The organism is Micromonospora ureilytica, from assembly GCF_015751765.1.
In the GTDB taxonomy this organism is placed as follows: Bacteria; Actinomycetota; Actinomycetes; order Mycobacteriales; family Micromonosporaceae; genus Micromonospora; species Micromonospora ureilytica.
Genome location: NZ_JADOTX010000001.1, coordinates 3490228 through 3516832 on the forward strand (window position 1 = coordinate 3490228; position 26605 = coordinate 3516832).

Consider the following 26605-nt stretch of genomic DNA (forward strand, 5'->3'; position numbering starts at 1 on the left):
AGTCAAGACGTAACCCAATCGGCTGGCGCTCGTGCTAGACGGACACGCAGACGGGTGGCCAGCCCCTGCCCGAGGGATGTCAGGCAGGGACGGACCACCCGTCCGAGGCGCGGCCGAGCCGCGCGAATCAGAAGCCGCGGGCCAGCCGGTAGTACGCCTGGTTCCAGCGCAGCTCGTCGGCGAAGCGGCGGGGCTCCGTATCGGCGTCGATGACGACGAGCTCGGTGCGACTCATCTCCGCCAGGTCGTGCAGCTCCTCCACGCCCACCGCCTGCGACAGCACCGTGTGGTGCGGGGCGCCCGCGGTGATCCACGCCTCGGCCGAGACCGGCAGGTCGGGGCGCGGACGCCAGACGGCACGGGCAACCGGCAACCGGCGCAACGGCTGTGGCGGCGCCACCACGTCGATCTCGTTGGCCACCAGCCGGAAACGCTCCCCCATGTCGGACAACCCGAGCACCACGGCCGGACCGGGTGCGGCGTCGAACACCAGCCGGACCGGGTCCTCCCGGCCACCGATGCTCAGCGGATGGATCTCCACGTTGGGCACGTCGGAGGCGATGGTCGGGCAGACCTCCAACATGTGGGCCCCGAGCACCAGCTCGTTGCCCGGGGTGAGGTCGTAGGTGTAGTCCTCCATGAACGACGTGCCGCCGCTCACGCCCACCGACATCGCCTTGAGGGTGCGGACCAGGACCGAGGTCTTCCAGTCACCCTCGCCGCCGAAGCCGTAGCCGTCCGCCATCAGCCGCTGCACGGCGATGCCCGGCAGCTGACGCAGCCCCCCGAGGTCCTCGAAGTTCGTCGTGAAGGCCCGGAACCCACCCGCGTCCAGGAAGGCGCGCATGCCCAGTTCCAGGCGTGCGGCGTACCGCAGCGAGTCGTGCTGCTCGCCGCCGGGCAGCAGCTCGCCGACGATGCGGTAGGTGTCCTCGTACTCCTTGACCAGGTCGGCCACCTGCGCGTCGGTGACCTCGCCGACCACCTCGACCAGGTCGTTGACGCCGTAGGTGTTGACCGAGACCCCGAACCGCAGCTCGGCCTCGACCTTGTCGCCCTCGGTCACCGCGACGTCGCGCATGTTGTCACCGAAGCGGGCCAGGCGCAGCGACCGCATCGCCGACCAGCCCAGCGCGGCGCGCGCCCACGCCCCGACCCGGGTGGTCACCCGCGGGTCACTGACGTGCCCGGCCACCGTCTTACGGGCCACACCGAGACGCGTCTGGATGTACCCGAACTCGCGGTCGCCGTGGGCGGCCTGGTTCAGGTTCATGAAGTCCATGTCGATGTCGTTCCACGGCAGCAGAACGTTGGCCTGGGTGTGCAGGTGCAGCAGCGGTGTCTGCAACGCGTCCAGACCGGAGATCCACATCTTGGCCGGCGAGAACGTGTGCATCCAGGCGATGACCCCGACGGCACCCTGAGCGGCCGCGTCCCGGCAGACCTGCAGGATCTCGCCGCTGTTGGTCAGGACGGGCTTCCAGACCACGCGGGCGGGAATCTGCGGCGAGTCGTCGAGCGCGGCCGCGATCTGGCGGGACTGCTCGGCCACCTGGCGGAGCGTCTCCTCGCCGTACATGCCTTGGCTGCCGGTGAGGAACCAGATCTCGGGTTCTGTGTGTGGTGCCATGGGGTTGCCTTCCGCGAGAGGGGCGGTCACTTGTAACGGATTCCGATGAGGCGCTGCAGGAGGATGAACGCGAAGAGCAGGCCGCCAATCACGATCTTGGTCCACCAGGAGTTCAGGCTCCCATCGAAGGTGATAAGGGTCTGGATCACGCCCAGGACCAGTACGCCGAGCACCGTGCCGAAAACGTAACCCGCGCCGCCGGTGAGCACCGTGCCACCGATGACGACGGCGGCGATGACGTCCAGCTCCATCCCCACGGCGATCAGAGGCGCGCCGGAGAGGGTGTAGAAGGACAGCAGGATCCCGCCGATGGCCGAGCACAGGCCACTGATCGTGTAGACGGCGATCCGGGTCCGCCCCACCGGCAGGCCCATCAGCAGCGCCGACTGCGGGTTGCCGCCGATGGCGTACACGTTGCGGCCCAACCGGGTGTAGGCAAGCGTGTACGCGGCGATGACGACCACCACGAAGGCGATCAGCACGCTGATCGACACGAAGTTGCCCTGCGGATTACCGATCCGCTCCTGCGACATCGAGGTCCAGAACCCGTCGGTGATCGGGATCGACGCGCCGGAGATGAACGTGCACATGCCCCGGGCGAAGAACATACCGGCGAGCGTGACGATGAACGGCTGGATCTCGAAGAAGTGGATGACGCAGCCCATCAACAGGCCGAGCGTCGGACCGATGAGCAGGGCGATGACGAGCACCAGCGCCGCCGGCATGCCGTCCTGCAGCAACGCGGCCGACACCATCGCCGTCATGGCCACGACCGACCCGACCGACAGGTCGATGCCACCGGTGAGGATCACGAAGGTCATGCCCACCGCGACGACGAGCAGGAAGCCGTTGTCGATGAAGACGTTGAAGATGACCTGGACGTTGGAGAACGCCGAGTACTGCGAGACGCCGATGCCGTACATCACCAGCAGCAGGGCGAGCGTCGCCAGGACCGGTATCTGCTTCCTCGGCAGCCGGAACCGGGTACGACCGGCGGTAAGCGTTCCAGTGGTCATGCCGGCACCTGCTCCTTCGGCTTGTCGGCGATGTTGGCGGCCGGCGGGGCGTTGCGCCTACGGCGGCCGAACCGGGCCCGGAAGGCCGGTGCCTGGATGAGGCAGACGGCGATGACGACCACCGCTTTGAACAGCAGCGAGGTCTGCGGTGAGATGTCCATGGCGTACACGGTGGTGGTCAGGGTCTGGATGATCAGCGCGCCGATGATCGTGCCGCTGAGGAAGAACCGGCCGCCCGCGAGGGACGTACCGCCGATGACGACAGCGAGGATCGCGTCCAGCTCGACCCAGAGGCCGGCGGCGTTGCCGTCGGCGCTGGAGACGTTGGCCGTCATCATGAAGCCGGCGATCGCGGCGCACGCGGCGCTGATCACGTACGCGAGGAAGATGACCCGGCCGGACCGGATGCCGGCGAGCCGGCTGGCCACCGCGTTGCCGCCCACCGACTCGATGATCATGCCGAGTGCGGTGCGCCGGGTGAACGCGGCGACCAGCAGGGCCGCCGCGAGGGCGATGAAGATGGCCAGCGGCAGGGTCAACGCGTGGCCCAGGCCGATCGCCCGGTACGGCTCGGAGTTGATGGTGATGATCTGGCCCTCGGTGATCAGCTGGGCGAGACCCCGGCCGGCGACCATCAGGATCAGGGTGGCGATGATCGGTTGGATGCCGATCACGGCCACCAGCACCCCGTTCCAGGCGCCGAGCACGAGCGACACCCCCATCGCCATCGCGAGGGCGGTCACCACCACCCCGACGCTGTTCTGGTCGGGCTGCTTGCTGATGTACATGCAGGCGATCGCGCCGCTGATCGCGCAGAGCGAGCCGACCGACAGGTCGATGCCGCCGGTCGAGATGACCAGGGTCATGCCCAACGCGACGAGGATCAGTGGTGCGCTCAGCCGCAGGATGTCGATCGGCGTGCCGTACAGGTGCCCGTCCTTGAGCTCGATGGACAGGAACCCGGGCCGATAGATGGTGTTCGCGGCGAGCATGACGAAGAGCACGGCGGCGGGCCAGAACAGCCGGTGACCCATCATCGTCCGATAGCGGCTCATGGTGTCGTTCATCGGTCTGCCTCCTCCCGGTGCGATCCGCTGGCGATGGTCTGCATGATGCGGTCGGCGTCGAGGCTCTCGTCGTTGGCGAGCTGCGCGACCATCTGCCGGTCCCGCATCACGGCCACCTTGTGGCTGAGGCGCAGCACCTCCTCCAGCTCGGCGGAGATGAACAGCACCGCCATGCCCCCGTCGGACAACTGCGTCACGAGCTTCTGGATCTCGGTCTTCGCGCCGATGTCGATGCCCCGGGTCGGCTCGTCGAGGATCAGCAGTCGTGGCTCGGTGATCAGCCACCGGGCCAGCAGCACCTTCTGCTGGTTGCCGCCGGAGAGGTTGCGTACCGGAACCTCCGGGTCGGCGGGCCGGATGTTGAGGGCCTTGACGTACTTGTCGACCAGCTCGTCCTGGCGACGACGCGGAATGGGCCGCAGCCAGCCGCGGGCCGCCTGCATGGCGAGGATCATGTTCTCGCGGACCGACAGGTCGGCGACGATCCCCTCGGCGCGGCGGTTCTCCGAACAGAAGCCCACGCCGTGGTCGATGGCCTGGGCGGGGGTGCGCAGGCTGCTCGCCGTGCCGTCGACCGCGACCTGACCGCCGTCGGTCCGGTCGGCGCCGAACAACAACCGCGCGACCTCGGTACGCCCCGAGCCCAGCAGGCCGGCCAGGCCCACCACCTCGCCGGCGTGGATGGTGAGGCTGAACGGCTCGACAGCGCCCGCCCGACCGAAGTTCGACACCGCCACCAGGGGGGTGCCCTCCTCCAGCGCGGCCAGGTCCCGTCGGGAGTGCTCCTCGATGCCCTCCAGGACGTCGAGCTCCTTGCCGATCATCTTCTCGACCAGGGACAGCTGGGGCAGCTCGGAGGTGAGGTACTCGCCGACGAGCCCGCCGTTGCGCAGCACGGTGATCCGGTCGGCGATCTCGTAGACCTGGTCGAGGAAGTGGGTCACGAACAGGATGGCGATGCCCTGGTCGCGCAGTTGCCGCATGATGCGGAACAGCTGCGCCACCTCGCTGGCGTCGAGGCTGGACGTCGGCTCGTCCAGGATCAGCACCCGGGCCTTGATGTCGATGGCGCGGGCGATGGCGACCATCTGCTGGATCGCCAGGGAGTACGAGCCGAGCGGCGCGCTGACGTCGAGGTCGAGGTCGAGGCGGGTGAGCAGCGCTCGGGCGCGGCGGCGAACCTCACCCCAACGGACCGCGCCGAGGAGTCGAGGCTCACGGCCGATGAAGATGTTCTCCGCCACCGACAGGTTGGTGCAGAGGTTGACCTCTTGGAACACGGTGCTCACACCAGCGGCGGTCGCCTGCATCGGCCCGGTGAACGACACGGGCTCGCCATCGAGGGTGATCGCACCCTCGTCGGTGTCGTAGACGCCTGTCAACACCTTGATGAGTGTCGACTTGCCGGCGCCGTTCTCGCCCATCAGGGCGTGCACCTCGCCGGGGAAAAGCTGGAAGTTGACGTCGTGGAGTGCACGCACCCCGGGGAAGGACTTGCTGATCCCGGTCATCGTCAGGACCGGACGGCTATCCGTCATCCCATCAGACCTCTTCTGGGTTGTCGACACGGAAGGGCCGCTACGCTCCCGCCACGCCCGCCCGGTCGTCCCCTGGGGGTCGCTCGGGCGGGCGTGATACGGGGGCCGTCGCGGGCCAAGCCCGGTCCGTTTCGGGTAGGAAAGCGACGCGGCGGGGCCGCCACGCGAACGCGGCGGCCCCGTCGTCGATCAGTACTTACGGTTGGGCAGAGCTTCCTTGGCCTGCTCGGACGTGAAGGTGGTCTCCTGCGTCTCGATCCGAGCAGGCACCTCCTGGCCGTCCTTGACCTTCTTGGCGAGGTCCATCAGCTGTGGGCCGAGCAGCGGGCTGCACTCCGCGATGAAGTTGAACTTCCCGTCGGCGAGAGCCTGCATGCCGTCCTTGACAGCGTCGATCGTGATGATGGTGATGTCCTTGCCCGGCACCTTGCCCGCGGCGGTGATCGCCTCGAGAGCACCCAGGCCCATGTCGTCGTTGTGCGCGAACAGCACGTCGATCTGCTTGTTGGCCTTGAGGAACTGCTCCATGACCTGCTTACCGCCGGCCCGGGTGAAGTCGCCCGTCTGAGAGGCGATGACCTTCAGGTTCGGGTTGGCGGCGATCGCCTCGGCGAAGCCCTTCTTACGGTCGTTCGCCGGTGCCGCGCCGGTGCTGCCCTGCAGCTCGACGATGTTCACCGGGCCCGAGGCGGTCTTCTTCTGCTCGACCAGCCACTCACCGGCGAGCTTGCCCTCCTTGACGAAGTCCGAGCCGAGGAAGGTCTTGTACAGCGACTTGTCGGCCGAGTCCACCGAGCGGTCGGTCAGGATGACCGGGATGTTGGCATCCTTGGCCTCCTTGAGCACGGTGTCCCACCCGGACTCCACCACCGGCGAGAAGGCGATCACGTCGACCTTCTGCTGGATGTAGTTGCGGATCGCCTTGATCTGGTTTTCCTGCTTCTGCTGCGCGTCGTCGAACTTCAGCTCGATCCCGGCTGCCGTGGCGGCCTCCTTGATCGAGATGGTGTTCGCCGTACGCCATCCGCTCTCCGCGCCGACCTGGGAGAAGCCCATCGTGATCTTGCCGTCGTCCTTGGTGCCGCCGCCGCCCGTGTCACTGTTGCCGCAGGCCGCCACGCCGCCGACCAGCAGCACGCTGGCGAGGACCGCGGCAGCGCGCCACGGAGCGGACTGCGTTCGCATCTTTCCCATCGAATCTCCTTGGCTGGATGTGGTGGGTAACCGCGCCGACCGCCGAGGTGCGAAAGAGCGGCGAACGCGGGTGGTGCGTGCTGGTGCGTCGTGGTGCAGACCGACGGGCCCGGATGATCGGTGCAGGGTCAGGAACCCGCTGGTGCGACTGGTTGTTGGCCGTAGACGTTCTGGTAGCGGTCGTAGAGGGAGTCGATGTCGGCCTGCGCCATCGGGACCGGCTGCCCGAGGGTGTGGGCCAGGTGCGCGGTACGGGCCACGTCCTCGCACATGACCGCCGCCTTGACCGCCGCGCGGGCGTCGCGGCCGATGGTGAACACGCCGTGGTTGCGCATCAGCACCGCGGGCGAGCGATGCCCGGAGAGCGTGGCGACGATGCCCTTGCCGATGTCGTCGCCGCCGATCAGCGCGAACGGGCCGATCGGGATCTCCCCGCCGAACTCGTCGGCCTGCGCGGTGAGGTGGCAGGGGATCGACTCCCCACACGCGGCCCAGGCGGTCGCGTACGAGCTGTGCGTGTGCACGACCCCGCCGACCTCGGGCATGGCCCGGTAGACGTAGGCGTGGGCGGCGGTGTCGCTGGACGGGGCGAAGTCGCCCTCGACGAGAACGCCGTCGAGGTCGCACACCACCATCGTGGCCGCGGTGAGGTCGTCGTAGCTGACCCCACTCGGCTTGATCACCATCAGATCCTGGCCGGGGACCCGCGCGGAGACGTTGCCGGACGTCCAGGCGACCAGGTTGTACCGGGTCAGCTCGGCGTGCAGGCGGGCGACGGTCTCGCGCAGCTCGCCGATCTGTCGGGTCACCTCGGCGTTCACGCCACCACCTCCAGCGGGGCCTCGTGCGTGGCCGCGGCGGTCTCGACCGCCGCGTTGCGGATCGCCCGAAGGCGGAGCATGACGTCGTTGCCGCCGCGACCGAAGTGGTCGTGCAGCGCCCGGTACTCGGCGTAGAGAGCGTCGTAGGCGCGCGCCCGCTCGGGGTCCGGACGGTAGACGGCCTCGTGCACCCGACCCATCGCCTGCGACGCCTCGTGGATCGAGGGGAACTCACCGGCGGCGACGGCGGCGTGGATCGCCGAGCCCAGCGCCGGCCCCTGCGCCGAGGCGATGATGTTCAGCGGTCGCCTGGTCACGTCGGCGTAGATCTGCATCAGCAGCGCGTTGTTGGTCAGACCACCCGCGATCACCAGGTCGTTCACCGGGACTCCGGCGTCGACGAACGCCTCGATGATCATCCGGGTGCCGTACGCGGTGGACTCCAGCAGGGCCCGGTAGATGTCCTGCGGCCGGGTGGCCAGGGTCATGCCGACGACCATCCCGCTGAGGTCGTGGTTGACAAGCAGGGAACGGTTGCCGTTCCACCAGTCCAGGGCGATCAGGCCGTGCGCGCCGACGGGCTGACTCGCGGCCAGCTCGGTGAGGCGTTCGTGCGAGTCGATCCCGGCCGGGGCGGCGTGCTCGACGAACCAGCCGAAGATGTCACCGACGCCGCTCTGTCCGGCCTCGTAACCCCACGCGCCGGGGCTGATGCCGCCGTCCACGACACCGCACATGCCGGCCACCTCGGCGACCTCCGCGCCGTTGACGACGTGGCAGGTCGAGGTGCCCATGATGGCGACCAGACGACCGGGCTCCACCGCCTGCGCGGACGCCGCGGTGACGTGCGCGTCGACGTTGCCGACGGCCACCGCGATCCCCTCCGGCAGACCGGTCCATGCGGCGGCCTGGGCGGTGAGCGCGCCGGCCCGGGCGCCGAGGGGCAGCAACGGGCCGTCCAACTTGGCCACGAAGTCGCCGAAGTCGGGGTTGAGCGCGGTCAGGAAGCCCTCGGAGGGATAGTGACCGTCCTGCAGGATGCCCTTGTATCCGGCCGTGCAGACGTTGCGGGTCTCGGTGCCGCAGAGCTGCCAGACGATCCAGTCGGCCGCCTCGATGAAGCGCTCGGCCCGGTCGTAGACCTCCGGGTCCTCCTCCAGGATCTGCAGGCCCTTGGCGTACTGCCACTCGGCGGAGATCTTGCCGCCGTACCGGCCGATCCACGGCTCGGCCCGCTCGTGGGCCAGCGCGTTGATCCGGTCGGCGTGCGGCTGCGCGGCGTGGTGCTTCCACAGCTTGACCCAGGCGTGCGGTCGGTCGCGCAACTCGGGCGTCTCGCACAGCGGGGTGCCGTCGGCGAGCGTCGGCAGCACGGTGCAGGCGGTGAAGTCGATGCCGATGCCGACCACCGCCGCCGGGTCCACCCCCGCGGCGGCAACCGCCGCCGGGACGGCGTACCGCAGCACGTCGCGGTAGTCCTGCGGGTTCTGCAGGGCCCAGTCCGGGGGTAGCGATCGACCCCCAGGGAGCGCCGTGCTCATCACGCCATCGCCGTACTCGTGCACCGCGGTCCCCAACTCGGCACCATCGCCGACACGGACCACCAGAGCTCGCCCGGACAGGGTGCCGTAGTCGACACCGACGACGTAGCGGTCGTCAGCTCCGTCCACACGGTTCATGTTCACCTCCACCGTTAACGGGGATAGTGTTAACGCTCACATCCAGGCTCGTCAAGACATCTACCCGCAACAGCTCCGTAACGGAACGCAGAAGGCGGACCGACTCGGGAGGGTCGATAGCGGACCGGTGCAAAACGCGCGATTCCGGCGTCAACCGTGGCAGACATGCGACGAAAGGGGCTACCTCGTGGAATCGCTGCCGCCCGGGAAGGCGTCGACAGGTGGGGCGACAGGGTCACCGCGCCGGACACTGCGGGACGACCGTGCGATAGCGACCACGTAACTTTCGGCGATGATGGCAGCGATAACATCGGCCGGGCGTCGTGCTCCGGTGTTCAGATCCGCTCCACGGCCATAGATGACCATACGGGCTCATGGCTGAGCACTCCGGAGGGGCGAGCCGCGCCGCGCGCAGCCGGCCGACGTGACTGTGTTATCGATAACATTCAACGTCTTGGTGCGCCCCCGTCGCCCGGGTCGGCCACGCGTCGGACGGCGCCGGCGAGCAAGGTCCACTCGTGTTTCCTGAAGTCGCGGGGTCCGCGGCGGTGCGACCGGACGGCTCCGCGACATCGGAGTCGATCATGTGATGATCCGCCGGCCCACGGCCCACGGCCCACGGCCCGCCGCCCGCCGCCATGCGCTCGCGCCGCCGGTCCCCAGGTCGCGTGACGCCACGAGCCGGCGGCCCGACCCCGCTGGGCCGAGCCGCCGGCTCTCTGTCGCGATGCGAGACCGCGGGCCGGTCGGATCAGGCCGTCCGGTTGCGGTTGTACAGGGCCTTGGCCCAGAGGAAGCAGCCCACGGTGATGACGGCGCACCAGACGACCGCGATGATCCCGTTGTTCCCGATCCCGGTGCCCAGGAGCAGGCCGCGAAGGGTCTCCATGACCGGCGTGAAGGGCTGGTACTCCGCGAACAACCGCACCGCGGCCGGCATGGAGTCGGTGGGGACGAACCCGCTGCCGAGGAACGGCAGGAGGATCAGCGGCATGGGCAGGTTGCTGGCCGTCTCGACGCTGTCACTGACCAGACCAAGGGCGACGGACAGCCAGGTGAGCGCAAAAGTGATCATTGCGAGCACGCCGATCGCGGCGAGCCATTCGACCGCGTTGGCCGTGGGCCGGAACCCGACCAGCAGCGCCACGAGGGTGACGGCCGCGAGGCTGAGCAGGGTCTGGACCAGGCTGCCCAGTACGTGGCCCGTCAGCACCGACGGTCGGAAGATCGACATCGTCCGGAACCGGGCGATGATCCCCTCGGTCATGTCCATCGCGACCGAGATGGCGGTGCCCTGCGCGGCGCTGACCACAGTGATGAGCAGGATGCCAGGGGTGACGTAGTTGGCGTACTCGGAACGGTCGCCGGTCGGGCCGAGGCCGGCGCCGAGCGTGCCGCCGAAGACGTAGACGAAGAGCAGCAGGATGATGATCGGGATGCCGATGAGCAGGAACGTCATCGACGGGTACCGCCGCATGTGCAGCAGGTTGCGCCGCAGCATGGTGCTCGAGTCGCGGACGGCGAGGGAGAGGGTGCTCATCGCGCGGGAGCCCTTTCGTGGTCGGGTCGGTCGGCCCGGGTGTCGGGCTGACCGGTGAGGGTGAGGAAGACGTCGTCGAGGTCGGGGGTGTGCACGGAGAGCCCCGCAACGCTGATCGAGGCGCCGTCGAGCTGGTCGAGCAGGGATCGCAGCGACCCGACCCCGCCGTCACTCGGCACCTGGAGGGTGAGCGCCGCGTCGTCCCGGGTGCCGGCCTCGAACGTTCGGGCCGCCGAGTCGAGCCCCTCCTGGTCGGCGAACTGCAACACGACGTGGCCGCCCGGGATGAGCCGCTTGAGCTCGCGTGGCGTGCCCTCGGCGATCAGTCGGCCGTGGTCGAGGAACGCCACCCGGTCGGCGAGCTGGTCGGCCTCCTCCAGGTACTGCGTGGTGAGCAGGATGGTGACGCCCTCGGCGGCGAGTGCGCGGATGATGTGCCACATGGCCCGGCGGCTACGCGGGTCGAGGCCGGTGGTCGGCTCGTCGAGGAAGATGACGCGGGGATCGCCGACCAGGGTCATCGCGAGGTCGAGCCGGCGGCGCATGCCACCGGAGTACGTCGACACCGGCTTGGCCGCCGCCTCGGTCAGGTCGAACTGGTCGAGCAGGTCGGCGATCCGTCGCCGACCGGCGGCCCTGTCCAGGTGGCACAGGTCGGCCATCAGGGTCAGGTTCTCCCGACCGGTGAGCAGGTTGTCGACGGCGGAGAACTGGCCGGTGACGCCGATCAGCGCGCGTACCGCGTCGGGCTCTCGGGCCAGGTCGTTGCCGAAGATGCGGGCGTCGCCGCCGTCGGCGTTGATCAGGGTGGAGAGGATCTGCACTGTGGTGGTCTTGCCGGCGCCGTTGGGACCGAGCAACGCGAAGATCGTGCCCTCGGTGATCATCAGGTCGATGCCGTCCAGCACGACCTTGTCGCCGTAGGACTTGCGCAGGTCGGTGGCGACGATCGCGGGGTTCATGGAGCTGGTCATGGTCTCCTCATTTGTGGTCGGCGGGGCTGTGGGTCAGGCGCGGCGGATCATGATGTCGCCGTAGGAGGTGTTCGCCCGGACCTCGACCGTCTCGTCGGTCTGGGCCGGGCTGTCGGTCGACTCCAGCGCGTTGTGCACGCGGCCGTGCTTGGAACTGACGTCGAGCCAGGCAGCGGTACCGCGACGGATGCCGACCTCGATCGCGCCGAAGGAGGTCTGCGCGTCGACCGCGCCGCGGGTGACCTCACCCAGCCGGAGGTTGCCGTAGGCGGTGCGCGCCGTCACCGAGGCATGTGAGGCGTCCACTGTGATGTCGCCGTAGGCCGTGTTGATCCGGACGTCGCCACCGCTGCGGCCGATCCAGCAGTCGCCGGACGAGTTCTTGATCTCGGCGGTGCCGTCGACAGCGCCGATGCGCACCTTGCCGGACGAGGCCTTCACCCGGGCGGAGCCCAGCACATGCTCGACCGCCACCTCGCCGTGGCTACTGTCGATCTCCAACGGTCCGGTCTCGTCGAGTCGGATGCCGCTGCCGGTCTTGATCCGACACTCGCCGAGCCGACCCTCGCAGCGGAACGCCGCCCATTCCGCCTCGGCGTATACCCGTGACCCGGTCGGCACCTCGATCTGGACGTCGACCGACGGCCCGGGGCCGAACCCGTAGCGGCGCCAGCTCTTCGGCACCCGGATCACCAGTCGCCCGGCGGCGAACTCGACGGTGCTCTGTTCGGCGGCGCTCACGTCGGCCTTGCTCGACGGGTCACGGGGCCGCACCGTCACCACAGTGTCGGTGCGGTCGCTCGCGGCGATCCAGGCATCGCCGATCGGCAGCTCGATCTGGACGGAAATCGGTTCTGGCGTCTCGAAAACAGGCATGGTGGTCTCCCGAACTGTGGTCGGCGAAGGTCGCCGCTGGCCAGCGGCGTGATGGTGGAAGGGGTACGGGGAGTTAGCGGGCCCAGCCGGTGAAGTGCTGGCCGGAGATCGGCTCCACCCGGCGGGGTGGACGACGCTGCGTGTCGCCTGCCCCGATGGCACCGGCGACAGCGCGCACCAGCCAGGCATTGACCGAGAGCCCGGCGCGGCCGGCGGCGTCCTCGACGCTGGCCTTCAGGTGATCGGGAAGCCGCAGGTTGATCCGCGAGGTGCCGCCCTCCTCACCGTCGGGCGCGGACACCGGCACCGACAGCGGTGGCGGGCCGCTGGGCTCGCTCGTCACCTCGACCGGCGGGCTGGCCGGCGTCACCACGAAGTCGGGCTCGCGCCCGCGCAACCGGACGTGCACCGAACCCGGCGCGAGGTCACGGGTGATCTCGTCGGCCGCGTCGGAGAGCGCTTCCAGCAGCGTGAGACGGGTGGCCGCCTCCAACTGCGCGAAGAGTCGTTCGGCCAGCGCTCTGGCCTCCGGGTCCACGCCCTCCGCGGCCACGGCGAACTCGTTACGCAGGTTCTCGACGTATGACCTCAGCTCCATGGCACCATCATGGCACCACTTTGGCTCAGGATGCAACAGTCATGGCTCAAGAAGGTGCCGCCGCCTGGCTCCGCTGCGGGTCACCAGGCTCTCAAAGATCGCCGAAAACCCTTCGGACCAGGTGATTCGCGTCCTCTTGACGCAGGCCGGAGGCGACCAGGAGGTCACTGACGGTCGTCCGGACCTGTGCGACCACGACCGCACCGGAGAAGCCGACACCGTCCCGATAGGCGTGCCCGGCCGTCCGGACCGCCCGCAGTGCCTGCTCGCGCGCCCGATTCGGCTCAGCGCCCGCGGCGAACTGCCGCTTGAGCAGGCGGACGGCCTCGGCGAGATCGGCCACCGCCGTCGGCAACGACTCCGGCACCGGCTCGCCGTCCTCGATGAGCGTCACCGACCGTCGGATCAGGGTGCCGCTGTTGCGCATCGCCCGGTCGATCGGCTCCGCCGCCTGCGCGTAGCGGCCCACCGGCCCGTGGCGTTGGTGCCAGTACACGGGTGACAGGGTGCTCGCCTCCCGGGCACCCTGGGTCGCCTCGACGAACGCCTTCAACCGGCCGGCGCTCTGTCGCAGCTCACCCCGGGCGGTACGGGCCCGATCGGCATCACGCTCGGTCAGCGCCTCGGCGGCGGCATCGAGCTGGGCCGCCAGCAGATCCAGCGCCGGCCGCGCGGCCCGGTTGAGCACCCGCAGCGGATTCAGCGGCAGCAACACGGCGGTGACCAGCAGCGCCACCCCTCCCCCGACGAGCGCGTCCACGAACCGGGGGATCTCCAGATCACGGACGGCCGGGCTGAGCGTGGCGATGAGCACAGCCGTCGCCCCGGCCTGGACCACCACCGCCGCGCTGCCCACGAGGAAGAGGGCGACGACGATCGCCAGGACGACGATCAGGGCGAGCTGCCACCACCCGATGCCGATCACCACCAGCAGCAGGTCGCCGATCAACACCCCGACGGTGACACCGATGATCAGCTCGACGGTGCGACGCAACCGCTGGCCGACGGACGCGGCGAGCGTCGAGACGGCGGAGATCGGCGCGAAGACCGGCTGCGACACCTGCAGCAGCGAGTGCGCCACGAACCAGGACAGCCCTGCGGCCAGGCCGGCCTGCAGGGCGAGGCCGCCGATGGTCCGTACCCGGCGGCCCCGCTCGCGCAACGTTTCCACCACGCGGTCCCAGAGCCGCACGGTCGACGGGCCCGCGTCCGCTCCGCGCCGGGCAGCGACCATGGCGGCACCTACCCCGCCACGACCGGATCAATCCTCGCCGGCACGGGCCGGCCGCGCTCAGCGCGAGGTGAGCGCCCTCTCGGCGTACGCCCAGAGCCGGTCGGCCGCAGCCGGGTCCAGCGCATGAGCGGCGACCCCACCTGTGGCATCGGGGCCACCGGGAACGACCTCGGCCTCCTGGTTGTCGTCGAAGTACCGGCCGCCGACGCCGTCGAGCAGGGGCGAACCGGCGAGCAGCACGGTGGTCGACGCGCCCTGGGCGGGCTTCTTGTAGTACTCCGCCTCGATGAGGTTGCCCGCTTCGTCCATCGCGCCCATCGCCCGCATCGTGTCGTCATCGATGTGGCGCTGGAGGTTGGTGAAGATGTACCCGGGGTTGAGGGCGTTCGCGGTGATCCCGTCGCTCGCCCACTGGCGGGTGATGCCGACCGCGAGCAGGGCCTCCGCGGTCTTCGACTGGCCGTAGGCCGACCACGGGTCGTACGGGCGCCGCTCGAACTGCGGGTCGTCGAAATCGAAGGGCGTGGCCAGGTGCGCCCCGGAGCTGACCATCACGACCCGGGCGCCCTTGGCGGCCCGCAGGTTGTCGTGCAGCCCTCGGGCCAGCGCGAAGTGGCCGAGGTGGTTCGTCGCGAGCTGGAGTTCCCAGCCCTCGGCAGTCAACTGGCGGGTCGGGATCGCCATGATTCCGGCGTTGGCGACCAGCACGTCGAGCGGGCCCTGCCAGGCCGCGACGAAGGCGTCTACCGACGCCAGGTCGGCGAGATCGAGGGCGGACGACCGGACCGTACCCCGGGTGGCAACCGTGGCGAACTCCTCGGCGAGCCCGTCGGCCGCTCGGGGATTCCGGGTCGCGATGGTGACCTCGGCACCGGCCCCTGCCAGCGCGCGTACCGTCTCGGCACCGATGCCGGAGGCGCCCCCGGTGACGATCATTCGGCGCCCGGTCAGGTCGACACCATCGAGGACCTCGGCGGCGGTGGTGCGGGCGCCGAACGGGGTGGTGAGGCGTGGGTTCGCTGTCATGAAACCCAGGCTACGAACCCACGACTTGGACTGCCTATAGCCTGGAGTCCTTCATACTTTCGTGAGCGTCCAGAGGAGGTGAGGATGGATCCGCTGGAGGACGTCCTGGCCCTGCTCGGCGCGACGAGCCACGTTTCCGCCGGCCTGGTCGGGGGCGGGCGCTGGGCAGTCGGTTTCGACCCTCCGTCCGGGGCCAAGTTCAACGCCGTCCGGCGCGGCCGATGCTCGCTGCTGGTCGAGGGCCACGCCGATCCCATCAACCTCGGTGCGGGGGACTGCTTCCTGCTGACCCGACCGGCGGCCTACACCCTCTTCAGCGACCCCGATGCGCCGGTCGAGCCCGCGTACCCGATCTTCGCGGCCACCGCCGACGGCGTGGCACACGTCGGCGACGGTGACGACGTGTTCCTCATCGGCGGCGCCTTCGCCCTGGGCGGACGGGCTCGTAGCCTCCTGTTGGACAACCTTCCGCCGGTTATCCACGTGCCCGCCGACACCCCGGAGGCCGATACCGTCCAGTGGGCCCTCGGCGAGATCGACGCGGAACTGCGCTCGACGCGACTCGGCTCCCACCTCGTCGCCGAGCACCTGGCGCTCGTCCTGCTGATCCGGGTCCTGCGGCTGCACCTGGCACGCGCCGAACAGCCCACGTCCGGGTGGCTGGCCGGTCTCACCGACCCGGTGGTCGCTCCCGCGCTACGCGCGATGCACGCGCGACCCGCGCACCCTTGGACGGTGGACGAGGTCGCCCGAGCGGCCAGTGTCGCCAGGTCGACGCTGGCGGCCCGCTTCAAGAAAGTCGTCGGGGTGGGTCCGCTGGAGTACCTGACCGGGTGGCGGATCGAGCTCGCGGCGGATCGCCTTCGGCGCGGCTCCGACACGGTCGCCACCATCGCCCAGGCTGTCGGGTACGGCTCGGAGAGCGCGCTGAGCGTGGCCTTCAAGCGCACCACCGGCCTGTCGCCACGCGCCTACCGCACCCAGTTGGCGAAGGCGGGCCGGAACGACGTACCTGACCGACGGTGACCGACGGTCGGGCCCAACCTGGGCGGTAGCGCCCCGGCCAGCCGCGATTGAGGGCGAACGGATCGGGTAGACCCGGCTCTGCCGTCACCGCGGTCGGTTGCCCCGTCGGGTGACGTCGGGTGGGTCGCGGGACAAGGCTGCGAGACGCCTCGGGGGGACGTCGAATGGATCAGCGCGGTTGAGCGGGCCGGACGACTCCGGTGACGTCGTGGAGCTACGGGTGCACGGAGTCTCCGGCGCGAGCGCCGCACAGGTGCTGAACCTGCAACAGATCGGGCAGGTCGCCGGTGACCGCAATGGCGGGTTCTACCGGCCGCGCCCCCGGAACTCGGACAGCACCGGCACGCACGGGGTGACGGTTGAGGCGTACCGCTGGGGTGACCTGCCCTCCGGGACCGTGGCCCGCACCCTGGCGGTGGTCTTCCTGCTCCCCTTCATGCTTGTCAACGTCGCGATCTGGATGCGCCCGGCGAACCCCGGCTCCGAGGCGACGGTCAAGTCCCTGTGCCGGCTGCTGGCGCTCACCCTCACCGTGTTGTACGTGCTCGCCATCGCCGGCGTCGCCCTGGACCTCGTCGGTTGGAAGTGCCTGGCTTCGCCGGACTGCCTGGCCGGGCGCAGTTGGTTGTCCTGGTTGGGTGGACGGCCGGTCGGGCTGCGGCTGGCGGTGCTCGCGCTGGTCCCGGCCGCCGCGATCGGCCTGATCTGGCGGGTCAGCTGCCGTCCCGGGCGGACCTTCGAGGCGTTCCGGGCACCCGATCAGGGCAGCTCCACGTCTCGGCTGGGCACTGTCGGCCAGTGGGACGCCGAGCCGCTGGTGGGCCGGTTGCGCGCCATCCACGTCGCCGCGGCCTTCGCGACGCTGGATCTCGTCCTGCTGCTGGCCCGGGGTGCCAGTGACGCCTCGCCGGCCACGATCGCGCTGGCGGCGATCACGGGGGTGATCCTGACGGGCTGCGTAGGGCTGCTCTGCACACCGCCGCTGATGGACCGGGCCCCCGGCAACCAGCGGCTCGACCGGGTCACCCGCACACTCCGAACCGCTGCCATCGTCCTGACCGTGGTCGTCGTGGCACACGTGTCGGCCAGCTCGCAACCCTGGCCTGAGGAGCGGGAACTCCCCGGTTACGACTCGACGCTGACTGGTCTGTTCGTGGCGCAGACGACGCTGTTGGCCGCCCTCGGCGTGGTGCTGCTCTGGCACCGGAGCCGGGAACACGGCGCCCCGCTCTTCGGACTGGGCGCTCTCGTTGTCGCCGCCACCGGGATCAGCATGGCGGTGGCGTACTCCGCCGAACTGGTCTACCGGGTGGCGGACTTCCTGGACCGCGACGTACCGACCGGAGCGGGCATCGCCTCCGGCCCACCCCGCGCCTACACCTGGGCGATCTTCGGCTTCTTCCGGGCGGTGCTGGTCACCGCGATCATCGCCGTCCTCGTCATCCTGATCTCCCGCCGGAGTCGACGCCGGGCCGCGGCGGCGATAGTCGCGCGCGACTTCCCGGACCCGCCGGCCGAGGCAGGCCCCCGGCTGCGGCAGGTCCGAGACGCGATAGCCCGGGCTCGCTTCACCGAGAAGCTGGTGCCGTTGGCAGTGCTCTACGGTTGCCTCGCCGGACTCGGCACGGCCACCACCACCATCGGCCTGCTCGGGCAGGTCCCGAGCGACGTCCTCGAGCGGAACATCGGATTGCCGGCGGGCGCGATCACGTTCGCCATCGCGTTCGGTAGCTGGGTGATCGCGGCGATCATCCTCGCTCTGATCATCGGCGGCATCTTCGCGTACCGGACCGAGCCGTACCGCCGGCACATCGGTGTCCTCTGGGACCTCGGCACCTTCTGGCCCCGGGCCGCCCACCCGTTCGCGCCGCCCTGCTACTCGGAGCGGGCGGTGCCGGAACTGGCCCGCCGGATCACCTACCTCGTCGAGCGCGGCGACGCGGTGCTGCTCACCGGGCACAGCCACGGCTCGGTTCTGCTCGCCGCCACGGTGCTCCAACTGCCGCCGCAGGTCGGTGACCGGGTCGCCCTGCTCACCCACGGATCGCCGCTGCGCCGCCTCTACGCCCGGCTCTTCCCCGCCTACGTCGACGACGCGGCACTGCGCGAGATCGGCCGTCGGGTGGGTTGGCGCTGGGTGAACCTGTGGCGCGACACGGACCCGATCGGTGGCTGGATCTTCTCGCCGCGTCCCGCACCCGCGCCGGCCACCACCGGTGACCCGGCCGGCGCTGTGGATCGTCGACAGCGTGACCCCGGTGACGTGGTGACACCCCCCGGGGACAGCGTCGCCCCACCCATCCACGGGCACTGGCCGGGCGAGTCCGACGAGCCGTTCACCGAGGCGGTACGGGAGTTGGTGCAGCGTCTCGGTGGGCGGGCCGGGCCGCCCGGGACGCCGGGGTAGCGGGCCGCTCAGTGTCCCCGGCCCGCCCGGGCACGCCAGTCGTCCAGGGCGGTGCTGGCGAGGCGGGCACCGTCGGCCGGGACGAGCGAGCGTTCGCCCAGCTTGGCGCCGAAGTACCGGGCGTCCGGGTCGGCCACCACCGAACGACGGTCCTGCTGGTCGGCGAGGAGGGATCGGCCCAACTCGTCGAGGCGGAACTGCTCCGGGCCGGCGACCTCGACCACGGAGTCCGTCGGCGCGCCGAGCACGACCTCGGCCACCGCGGTCGCGACGTCGTCCGCGGCCATCGGCTGAATGAGCACCGGCGCGAGGTGCACGGTGTCGCCGTCCGTGGCGGTGTCGATGATGCCCTGGAGGAACTCGAAGAACTGGGTGGCGTGCACCACCGAGTACGGGAGTCCGGACGCGACGATGAGCTTCTCCTGGGCGACCTTCGCGCGCATGTACCCGCTGTCCGGGATCCGGTCGCACCCCACGATGGAGAGCGCCACGTAGTGATCCACCCCGGCGTCCGACGCGGCGGCGAGGAGCGTCCGGGTGGATGTCTCGAAGAACTCCAGCACGGCGGCGTCCTCGAACGACGGCGAGTTCGACACGTCGACGACTACCTCGGCGCCGGTGAGCACATCGGCCACTCCCTCGCCGGTCAGGGTGTTCACGCCGGTCTTCGGCGATGCCGGCACCGCCTCGTGGCCCTGGCCGGCGAGGCGGTCCACGAGCTTGGAACCGATGAGGCCGCTGCCCCCGATGACGACGATCTTCATGCTCGCACCACGTCCTGTCTGCACTGGGTTGGATCGTGCTGCCAATCAGTAAGACGGAAAGCGTGCGCGGATGCAGGACAATCGCCGGAGAAAGAGTTCTCGGCAGAACACACCATCCCTGGAGGTCGACGTGGCCACGGTGTCCCACCCCGTGCACGCCCGGTTGTACGAGCGGCTCAGCGTCGCCATGGACCGCGCCGGCACGGCGGCGTTCCGGCGAGAGTTGGTCGCCGGCCTGTCCGGCCGGGTGATCGAGATCGGTGCGGGCAACGGACGGATGTTCCCCCATTACCCACCGGGGGTGACCCAGGTCCTCGCGGTCGAACCGGAGCGGCGTCTCCGTGCCGCTGCCGAGCGCGCCGCGGCGACCGCGCCGGTACCGGTCACTGTCGTCGACGGTCTGGCCGAGGCGCTGCCCGCCGGGGACGGCGAGTTCGACGTGGCCGTGGTCGCGTTGGTGTTGTGCACCGTGCCCGATCAGGCGAGTGCGTTGGCCGAGATCAGCCGGGTGCTGCGCCCCGGGGGCCAGGTGCGGTTCTTCGAGCACGTGGCCGCCGAGGAGGCCACACGTCTGCACCGCGCCCAACGACTCGTCGACGCCACACTGTGGCCGAAGCTGTTCGCCGGTTGCCACACCAATCGCGACACCGTCGCCGCCATCGGCGCGGCCGGCTTCGAGGTGGAGGCGCTGCGCACGTTCCGTTTCCCGGCCACCAGCAACAGCCCCTCCTCCCCCTGCGTCCTCGGCCGCGCGATCAGGCCTATCCAGGCGGTCCGGGATTAGGCCGAGGTTCGCTCGACCGCTTGCCCCCGGCGGCCGTGGGAACAGCAAACAAGAATGCGAAGGTCGCTCCAATTCAGATAGATGCACTTTAGCTATTGTCCCAATTTGCCCTCATTTGAACACCTGACGTGATGTGGTGGTCAGCGCGCTTATCGGCGCCATACAGGCCGTATCACGCAGGGCGCCACTCGCTGGCCGTCTCCTGCGAGTAGTACCCACGGAGGGTGTTCTGTGACAGCTATACCCAAGAATTGGCTACGGCGGCGAGTGGTCCTGCCGTCGCTCGCGGCTGGCGCAGCCGCCACGGTGGCAGCCAGCCTGCTGCTCTTCAGCTCGACCGCCGCCAACGCGCAGGAGGCACCGGTCAACCTCGGGACGGCGGCCGACTTCTCCGTCCTGGCCGGAGCGGAGCCCACCAACACCGGCCCCAGCTTCCTGGCCCAGAGCCTCGGACGGTTCCCCGGAAACACCGCCTCCGGCTTCGGAACGGCAACCATCGGCGGCGAGGTGCACCTCGGCGACGCCGTGGCACTCCAGGCCCAGAGCGACCTGACCATCGCCTTCAACGACGCCGCCGGCCGGACTCCGTTCACCAACCTCCCGGCGGAGCTGGGCGGCAACACGCTCAACGAAGGGGTCTACCGGATCGGGGCCGCGCAGCTGACCGGCGCGTTGACGCTCAACGGCCAGGGCGACCCGTCGGCCGTGTTCATCTTCCAGGTCGACTCCGCGTTGACGACGGCGTCGAACAGCAGCGTCGTCCTGACCAACGGGGCGTCGGCCTGCAACGTGTTCTGGAAGATCGGCAGCTCGGCGACGATCGGCACCGGCACCACCTTCGTGGGCACCATCATGGCTCAGGCCGCGATCACGCTGGCCACGGGCGCGACCCTCCAGGGCCGCGCGCTGGCGCGCACCGAGGCCGTCACCCTGGACACCAACGTCATCAGCGCACCGGTCTGCGCCGCGCCGAGCGGCCCGCCCGGACCCAGCGGGCCGCCCGGTCCGTCCGGCAGCCCCGGCGCACCCGGCAGCCCCGGCGCACCCGGTAGTCCAGGAGCGCCCGGCAGTCCCGGAGCACCCGGTAGCCCCGGAGCACCCGGTAGCCCCGGCGCGCCCGGCAGTCCCGGCGCGCCCGGTAGTCCCGGCGCGCCTGGCGCACCCGGTAGCCCCGGAGCACCCGGTAGCCCTGGCGCGCCTGGCGCACCCGGTAGCCCCGGAGCACCCGGTAGCCCGGGAGCACCTGGCCCGTCCGGGCCCGCTGGACCACCTGGTCGACCCGGTGGTCCGGGCGGCAAGCACCCCATCCTGCCGGTGACCGGTGGCGGTGTGGTCCCGACCATGACCGGCGTCGGAAGCGCGATGGTCGTACTCGGCGCGGTCGCGTTCCTCCTCGCGCGGCGTCGACGCCTGGAGTCCTGATCGACGGCCCGGCCGGCGCACTGCCGGCCGGGCCACCGCCCCACGGCTTCACCGGCGGGGCAGCCCGGTCAGCCAGACGTCCAGGTCCGCCGGGGAGCGCAGTAACACCACCGGCGGCGCGGACGGGTCCGCCCGCCAGGCCCGCATCCGCCGTCGAGCCCGGCCGAACGCGGTGACGTGCCACACCAGAATCGAGTCCGGGGACAGCACGCTGCCCAGCGACTCGCGGTTGCCGTTGCAGATCACCTCGCCGGTGACCACCCGGCGGGCGGTGCGGCGGAGCAACCGTCCGAACGAGCGCCACCGTGGATAGTCCAGGCCGACGACCAGGTCGGCGCGGGCCATCGGGACGTCCCGCCAACCGTGGTACGCCCCGTCGATGATCCAGCGGTCCCGTCGACAGATCTCCTCGATCCGGCTGCGCTGCTCAGCGACCGGCACCTCGACCCAGCCCGGTTGCCAGAGCAGGTCGTCCACCGGATACCAGGGCAGTCCGAGGTGCTCGGCCAGCCGCGCCGCGAGGGTGGACTTGCCGGAGCCGTACACCCCGTAGACCAGGATGCGGCGCGGTGCGCTCATCGCGGCAGCGTACGTCGCGAAGAAAAATCAGTTGTCCTGCCCGACGCGCCTCGGCCAGAGTGACGTCCATGACGTACTGACGGACACCACCCCCTGCTCCGCGCCACCGGTGATGCCTCCCGGGGCCGTGACGCCGTCCGTTCCCACGTTCGCAGCGAGAAGTGAGCCTCCTTGTCCCAGCACCACCTCCCCCTGCCCCCGTCCGCCCCGGCCACCGTCACGGTGTTCGCCTCTCCCGCGAGCTGGATCGAGTCCGAAGCGCTCGCGCAGTGCCAACAGGTCGCCGCCCTGGACGGCATGCTGCACGTCGCCGCGATGCCGGATCTGCATCCCGGCAAGGGCGCGCCGATCGGCGCGGCCATGGCGTCGACAGTGCTGTACCCGTTCCTGGTGGGCTCCGACATCGGCTGCGGCATCGCCGTGTTTCCGATCAAGCTCAAGCGTGCCGTGCCGGAACGGCTCGCCACCCGGTTCCCCGACCTCGACCAGGCGCTCGACCCGGTACGGGACGTCGACGACCCCGCCTGGGCCGCCGTCGACTGTGACGTCCCGGCGGGTCACCTGGACGGTCTCGGGACGGTGGGCCGGGGCAACCACTTCGTGGAGCTGGCCCGCGTCGACACCATCCTCGACGCCTGTCACGCGGGTCGGCTCGGGCTCGACGCGGGCGATCTCGTGCTCATCGTGCACAGCGGTTCCCGTGGTCTGGGCGAGCGGATCCTGCGGGCGCACACCGAGGTCCACGGCGCCGGGGCGGCTCCCGACCCCGCCGCCTACCTGAGCATGCACGACGACGCGGTGCGCTGGGGATCGCTCAACCGCCGGGTCCTGGCCACGCGGGTGGCGTACGCGCTGGGCGCCGAGCCCACCGCGCCGATCGTCGACCAGTGCCACAACCTGGTCGAGGTCCGGGACGGGGTCTACCTGCACCGCAAGGGCGCGGCGCCGGGCGATGGACGCGACGTCCTGATCGCCGGTACCCGGGGAACGGCGTCCTACCTGGTGGCCGCGCACGCAGGGCCGGACGCCAACCACTCCGTGGCCCATGGCGCCGGACGCAAGATGTCCCGCGCCGACGCCCTGCGGCGAGGCCGGGCCAAGCACACTGTCGAGGAGCTACGCCGTACCCCGGTGGGGTCGCTTGTGGTGTGTGGTGACCGGCAGCTGCTCTTCGAGGAGGCGCCCACTGCGTACAAGCGTATCGAGCAGGTGATCGCGGATCTGGTCGAGCACGACCTGGCCACGCCGGTGGTCAGCACGACTCCCCTGGTCACCTACAAGACGCCCGATCTCGGGTCCGTCGCACGACCGGACCGGCGGGGCCACCGCGGCCGCCGAGGCCGGTCGTGAGCGCGTCCCTGCTGCTGTCGGCCGGGCGTGGGCCGCAGGAGTGCGCCTGGGCGCTGAGTCAGCTGCTGCACCGTCTGCGCGGCGAGGGCACCCGCCGAGGTCTGACGATCCAGGAGGTTCAGGCGGTGCGCGGTGACCACGCCGGCACCTACCGGTCGATGCTGATCCGGATCTCCGGCGTCGACGCCGAGGCGTTCGCGGCCTCGTGGACCGGAACGCTGTGCTGGCAGGCCCCCAGCCCGTACCGGTCGGGCACCGGCCGCAAGAACTGGTACGTCACCGCCCAGCCGCCCGAACGCGACGCTCGGCCGACGACGTTCCGCGAGGCGGACGTCGACATCGTCGCCTGCCGCACCGGTGGGCCGGGTGGTCAGCACCGGAACAAGGCCAGCACGGCGGTACGCGCAACGCACCGCCCCTCGGGCCTGGTGGTCGTGGTGGACGAGGAGCGGCAGTTCAGTCTCAACCGCCGGATCGCCGTGGACCTGCTGCGCCAACGCGTCGAGCAGGGCGACGAGGCGGCGCGGCGTGCCGTCACCACCGCCCGGTGGCGCATCCACGACGGGCTGGTTCGCGGCGACCCGGTGCGGGTGGAACGTCCGACGCCCCGGTGATCGGGAGGCCGGCGACTCAGACCTCCAGCACCGCGTCCGCGAAGGCCTGCGGCGCTTCCTGCGGCAGGTTGTGCCCGACGCCGCCCCCGACGGTCCGGTGCTCGTACCGGCCGGCGAACTGCTTGGCGTAGACGCTGGGCTCCAGGTGCGGCGCGCCGTTGGCATCGCCCTCCAGGGAGATGCTGGGCACCGTGATCTTCGGCTTCGTGGCCAGGCGCTTCTCGATCTCGTCGTACTGCGGCTCACCGTCGGCGAGGGCGAGCCGCCAGCGGTAGTTGTGGATGACGATGGCAACGTGGTCGGGGTTGTCGAACGCCGCCGCGCTGCGGTCGAACGTCGCGTCGTCGAACGTCCACCTGGGCGACGCGGTGTGCCAGATCAGCTTGGCGAAGTCGCGCCGGTTCCTGTCGTACCCTTCCCGACCGCGCTCGGTGGCGAAGTAGTACTGGTACCACCACGCGAGCTCCGCCTTCGGCGGCAACGGCACAGTGCCCGACTTCTGGCCGTCGATCAGGTAGCCGCTCACCGAGACCAGCCCCCGGCAGCGTTCGGGCCACAACGCGGCGACGACATCGGCGGTCCGCGCGCCCCAGTCGAACCCGGCGAGCTTCGCGGTGTCGATCTTCAGGGCGTCCATCAGGGCGATGAGGTCGAGCCCCATGGCCGCCGGCTCGCCGTTTCGCATCGTGTCGTCGGAGAGGAACCGGGTCGTGCCGTAGCCCCGCAGGTACGGGACGACGACCCGGTGACCGGCGGCGGTGAGCAGCGGTACGACGTCGGCGAAGCTGTGGATGTCGTAGGGCCACCCGTGCAGGAGGATCACCGGGTCCCCGTCGGGCGGCCCGGCGTCCACGTATCCGACGTTCAGGACTCCGGCCTCGACCTGTCGCAGGTCAGTGAACCCGCCAGCGGCCAGTGCCATCGACTTCTCCCCGCGTCCGGACCTGCTCGGATCTGCTGATCACGCCCGAATCTAACGACCTGCCCGGAGCCTGAGCACCGTTCACACAAGGACCGCTCGACGGATGCCGAACTGGGTAAAATGCCAACTCCGGCGAGCCCCGGGTGGCGGAAGGTGATCGGGTGACACAGACCGAGGAGCGCCCCAGGGTCACGCTGGCCCCGTTCTCGCGCTACGGCATGGTCAACTTTGCTCGGTCCAACAGCCAGGCGGGGCAGCAGCTCTATTTCGCGGCGAGCATCGGCAACGATCCGACCAGCTGGACCGCCGTCAACGACGGGCAGGCGGTGCTCCGGTCCGCCGAGGGCATGCACGCCCTTCGCGACCCGTCCATCGTCCGCTCCCCGAAGGGGGACAGGTTCTATCTCGTCGCCACCGATCTGAACGTCGATGGCCGGGCGTACGGGTGGCAGGGCTGGGACTGGGCGCAGAGCGGCGCGAGTCGGCACATCGAGGTGTGGGAGTCCACCGACCTGCGGACCTGGTCCGAGCAGCGACACGTGCTGGTGGCCCCGGAAGAGGCAGGCATGGCGTTCGCCCCGGAGGCCATCTGGGACGAGTCGATCGGCGCCTACGTCGTCTACTGGACCTCGTCGATGTACGCCCCCGGCACGTACTACACACCGGATCGCACCGATCCGCGTGGCCGCTTCCCGCTCACCCGGAACCAGACCCTCTACAGCACCACCCGGGACTTCGTGACGTTCACGCCGGCGCGGGTGATGAGCAACCGCCCCCACCACGGGACGCTGGACGCGGTGATCATCCGGGACGACACCGACGGGTCGTACCACCGTTTCGTCAGCGACCGCACGTCCACCGGCGTCGGGGTCACACCGTACGTCCCGTCGTGCGGCTCGGAGGACATCTATCAGGAGCGGTCGCCCTCCATCCTCGCTCCGCCGGAGGAGTGGGAACTGGTGGCGAGCTGCATCACCCATCGGACGATGAACACCACCTACGCCGAGGCGCCGATGGTGGTCGAGGCGAACCCCGGTGACGTACGCGGACCGGGCTACTACCTCTGGGCCGACCAGATCTGGGCCGGGTCGCCCTCCGGTAAGCACCTGGAGGAGCAGTTGCACCCGTACTGGAGCGCGGACCTCGCGTCGGGCGACTGGACGCCCATCGACTGGAGTCGGAAGCCCGCATACGACCTGGCGGACGGCGTGCTGCGCCACGGGACCGTCTTCGCCCTCACCCAGGCGGAGCATGCCGCGATGCGAGGCGCCGACCCGACGAGCGTCGCGGTGCGGAAGCCACCGACCAGGACCACGTACACCGTCGGCGAGCCCCTCGACCGCACGGGTCTCGTGGTCACGGCCGACTACACCGACGGGGTGCGGGACGAGGTACTGGCGCACGGCCACGGCGGGTACACGGTTTCGGGGTACGACCCCACCACCGCAGGTACGCAGACCGTCATCGTGTCGTACTCGGTGGTCGGGATGACGAGGACCGCCTCGTTCCCGGTGGAGGTCGTGGGGTCGTAGCCGGAGGACCGT

At 70.3% G+C, this 26605-nt stretch carries 23 protein-coding genes; 7 read left to right on the forward strand and 16 right to left on the reverse strand.

What is annotated here, in order from left to right; all coding sequences use genetic code 11:
- Positions 1-127 precede the first annotated feature (127 nt).
- The 13 genes from araA to IW248_RS15635 all read right to left on the reverse strand — a co-directional run bounded on the left by araA (position 128) and on the right by IW248_RS15635 (position 15193).
- Complete coding sequence (gene araA, locus IW248_RS15575) at positions 128-1630, reverse strand: L-arabinose isomerase (RefSeq protein ID WP_196927588.1); 1503 nt, start codon at positions 1628-1630, stop codon at positions 128-130.
- A gap of 26 nt (positions 1631-1656) precedes the next feature.
- Positions 1657-2646 carry a galactofuranose ABC transporter, permease protein YjfF gene (gene yjfF, locus IW248_RS15580; RefSeq protein WP_124820273.1) on the reverse strand — a complete coding sequence of 330 codons (990 nt, stop codon included), beginning with the start codon at positions 2644-2646 and terminating at the stop codon, positions 1657-1659.
- Entirely contained in the window at positions 2643-3713 is a 1071-nt protein-coding gene (locus tag IW248_RS15585; RefSeq protein WP_196927589.1) for an ABC transporter permease, read from the reverse strand. Before IW248_RS15585 ends, yjfF begins: the two co-directional genes overlap by 4 nt.
- Positions 3710-5251, reverse strand: a complete 1542-nt coding sequence (locus IW248_RS15590; protein ID WP_196927590.1) for a sugar ABC transporter ATP-binding protein — start codon at positions 5249-5251, stop codon at positions 3710-3712. Before IW248_RS15590 ends, IW248_RS15585 begins: the two co-directional genes overlap by 4 nt.
- Before the next feature lie 189 nt (positions 5252-5440).
- Positions 5441-6445, reverse strand: a complete 1005-nt coding sequence (locus IW248_RS15595) for an ABC transporter substrate-binding protein (RefSeq protein ID WP_372432393.1) — start codon at positions 6443-6445, stop codon at positions 5441-5443.
- Between the two features lie 128 nt (positions 6446-6573).
- On the reverse strand, positions 6574-7266 hold the full coding sequence (locus tag IW248_RS15600; protein ID WP_196921969.1) for an L-ribulose-5-phosphate 4-epimerase: 693 nt from the start codon (positions 7264-7266) through the stop codon (positions 6574-6576).
- A complete protein-coding gene (araB, locus tag IW248_RS15605) occupies positions 7263-8945 on the reverse strand; it encodes a ribulokinase (RefSeq protein WP_196927591.1) in 1683 nt (560 codons plus the stop codon). The genes IW248_RS15600 and araB overlap by 4 nt, the downstream gene beginning before the upstream one ends.
- Before the next feature lie 751 nt (positions 8946-9696).
- Positions 9697-10485: an ABC transporter permease gene (locus IW248_RS15610; RefSeq protein ID WP_196927592.1), complete on the reverse strand. Its 789-nt coding sequence runs from the start codon at positions 10483-10485 to the stop codon at positions 9697-9699.
- Entirely contained in the window at positions 10482-11459 is a 978-nt protein-coding gene (locus IW248_RS15615; protein ID WP_196927593.1) for an ATP-binding cassette domain-containing protein, read from the reverse strand. The genes IW248_RS15610 and IW248_RS15615 overlap by 4 nt, the downstream gene beginning before the upstream one ends.
- A 33-nt stretch (positions 11460-11492) precedes the next feature.
- On the reverse strand, positions 11493-12335 hold the full coding sequence (locus tag IW248_RS15620) for a DUF4097 family beta strand repeat-containing protein (protein ID WP_196927594.1): 843 nt from the start codon (positions 12333-12335) through the stop codon (positions 11493-11495).
- Between the two features lie 73 nt (positions 12336-12408).
- On the reverse strand, positions 12409-12933 hold the full coding sequence (locus IW248_RS15625) for a hypothetical protein (protein ID WP_124820266.1): 525 nt from the start codon (positions 12931-12933) through the stop codon (positions 12409-12411).
- A gap of 91 nt (positions 12934-13024) precedes the next feature.
- Positions 13025-14167 (reverse strand): FUSC family protein, encoded by a 1143-nt coding sequence (locus IW248_RS15630; protein ID WP_196927595.1) that lies wholly within the window; start codon positions 14165-14167, stop codon positions 13025-13027.
- 57 nt (positions 14168-14224) lie between these two features.
- A complete protein-coding gene (locus tag IW248_RS15635; protein ID WP_196927596.1) occupies positions 14225-15193 on the reverse strand; it encodes an SDR family NAD(P)-dependent oxidoreductase in 969 nt (322 codons plus the stop codon).
- An 84-nt stretch (positions 15194-15277) separates the two neighbouring features.
- Between IW248_RS15635 and IW248_RS15640 the strand changes: the two genes are divergently transcribed.
- Both IW248_RS15640 and IW248_RS15645 read left to right on the forward strand, forming a co-directional pair.
- Positions 15278-16219 carry an AraC family transcriptional regulator gene (locus tag IW248_RS15640; protein WP_196927597.1) on the forward strand — a complete coding sequence of 314 codons (942 nt, stop codon included), beginning with the start codon at positions 15278-15280 and terminating at the stop codon, positions 16217-16219.
- Between the two features lie 178 nt (positions 16220-16397).
- Entirely contained in the window at positions 16398-18626 is a 2229-nt protein-coding gene (locus tag IW248_RS15645) for a hypothetical protein (RefSeq protein ID WP_196927598.1), read from the forward strand.
- 8 nt (positions 18627-18634) lie between these two features.
- On the opposite strand, the gene IW248_RS15650 is transcribed toward IW248_RS15645, so the two are convergent.
- On the reverse strand, positions 18635-19390 hold the full coding sequence (locus IW248_RS15650; RefSeq protein WP_196927599.1) for an SDR family oxidoreductase: 756 nt from the start codon (positions 19388-19390) through the stop codon (positions 18635-18637).
- A gap of 70 nt (positions 19391-19460) precedes the next feature.
- Between IW248_RS15650 and IW248_RS15655 the strand changes: the two genes are divergently transcribed.
- Positions 19461-20174 carry a class I SAM-dependent methyltransferase gene (locus IW248_RS15655; RefSeq protein WP_196927600.1) on the forward strand — a complete coding sequence of 238 codons (714 nt, stop codon included), beginning with the start codon at positions 19461-19463 and terminating at the stop codon, positions 20172-20174.
- A 231-nt stretch (positions 20175-20405) separates the two neighbouring features.
- On the forward strand, positions 20406-21596 hold the full coding sequence (locus IW248_RS15660) for an ice-binding family protein (RefSeq protein WP_196927601.1): 1191 nt from the start codon (positions 20406-20408) through the stop codon (positions 21594-21596).
- Positions 21597-21644: 48 nt separating this feature from the next.
- Here IW248_RS15660 and IW248_RS15665 read toward each other — a convergent pair whose 3' ends face one another.
- Positions 21645-22175 (reverse strand): AAA family ATPase, encoded by a 531-nt coding sequence (locus tag IW248_RS15665; protein ID WP_196927602.1) that lies wholly within the window; start codon positions 22173-22175, stop codon positions 21645-21647.
- Positions 22176-22346: 171 nt separating this feature from the next.
- Here IW248_RS15665 and IW248_RS15670 point away from each other — a divergent pair, with 171 nt between their 5' ends.
- On the forward strand, positions 22347-23525 hold the full coding sequence (locus IW248_RS15670; protein ID WP_196927603.1) for an RNA ligase RtcB family protein: 1179 nt from the start codon (positions 22347-22349) through the stop codon (positions 23523-23525).
- Positions 23522-24139 carry a peptide chain release factor H gene (gene prfH / locus IW248_RS15675; RefSeq protein WP_196927604.1) on the forward strand — a complete coding sequence of 206 codons (618 nt, stop codon included), beginning with the start codon at positions 23522-23524 and terminating at the stop codon, positions 24137-24139. Before IW248_RS15670 ends, prfH begins: the two co-directional genes overlap by 4 nt.
- A 16-nt stretch (positions 24140-24155) precedes the next feature.
- Here the strand turns inward: prfH and IW248_RS15680 are convergent, their stop codons facing one another.
- Positions 24156-25061 (reverse strand): alpha/beta fold hydrolase, encoded by a 906-nt coding sequence (locus tag IW248_RS15680; protein ID WP_196927605.1) that lies wholly within the window; start codon positions 25059-25061, stop codon positions 24156-24158.
- A 161-nt stretch (positions 25062-25222) separates the two neighbouring features.
- Here IW248_RS15680 and IW248_RS33720 point away from each other — a divergent pair, with 161 nt between their 5' ends.
- On the forward strand, positions 25223-26593 hold the full coding sequence (locus IW248_RS33720; protein WP_196927606.1) for a bacterial Ig-like domain-containing protein: 1371 nt from the start codon (positions 25223-25225) through the stop codon (positions 26591-26593).
- Positions 26594-26605: the final 12 nt, after the last annotated feature.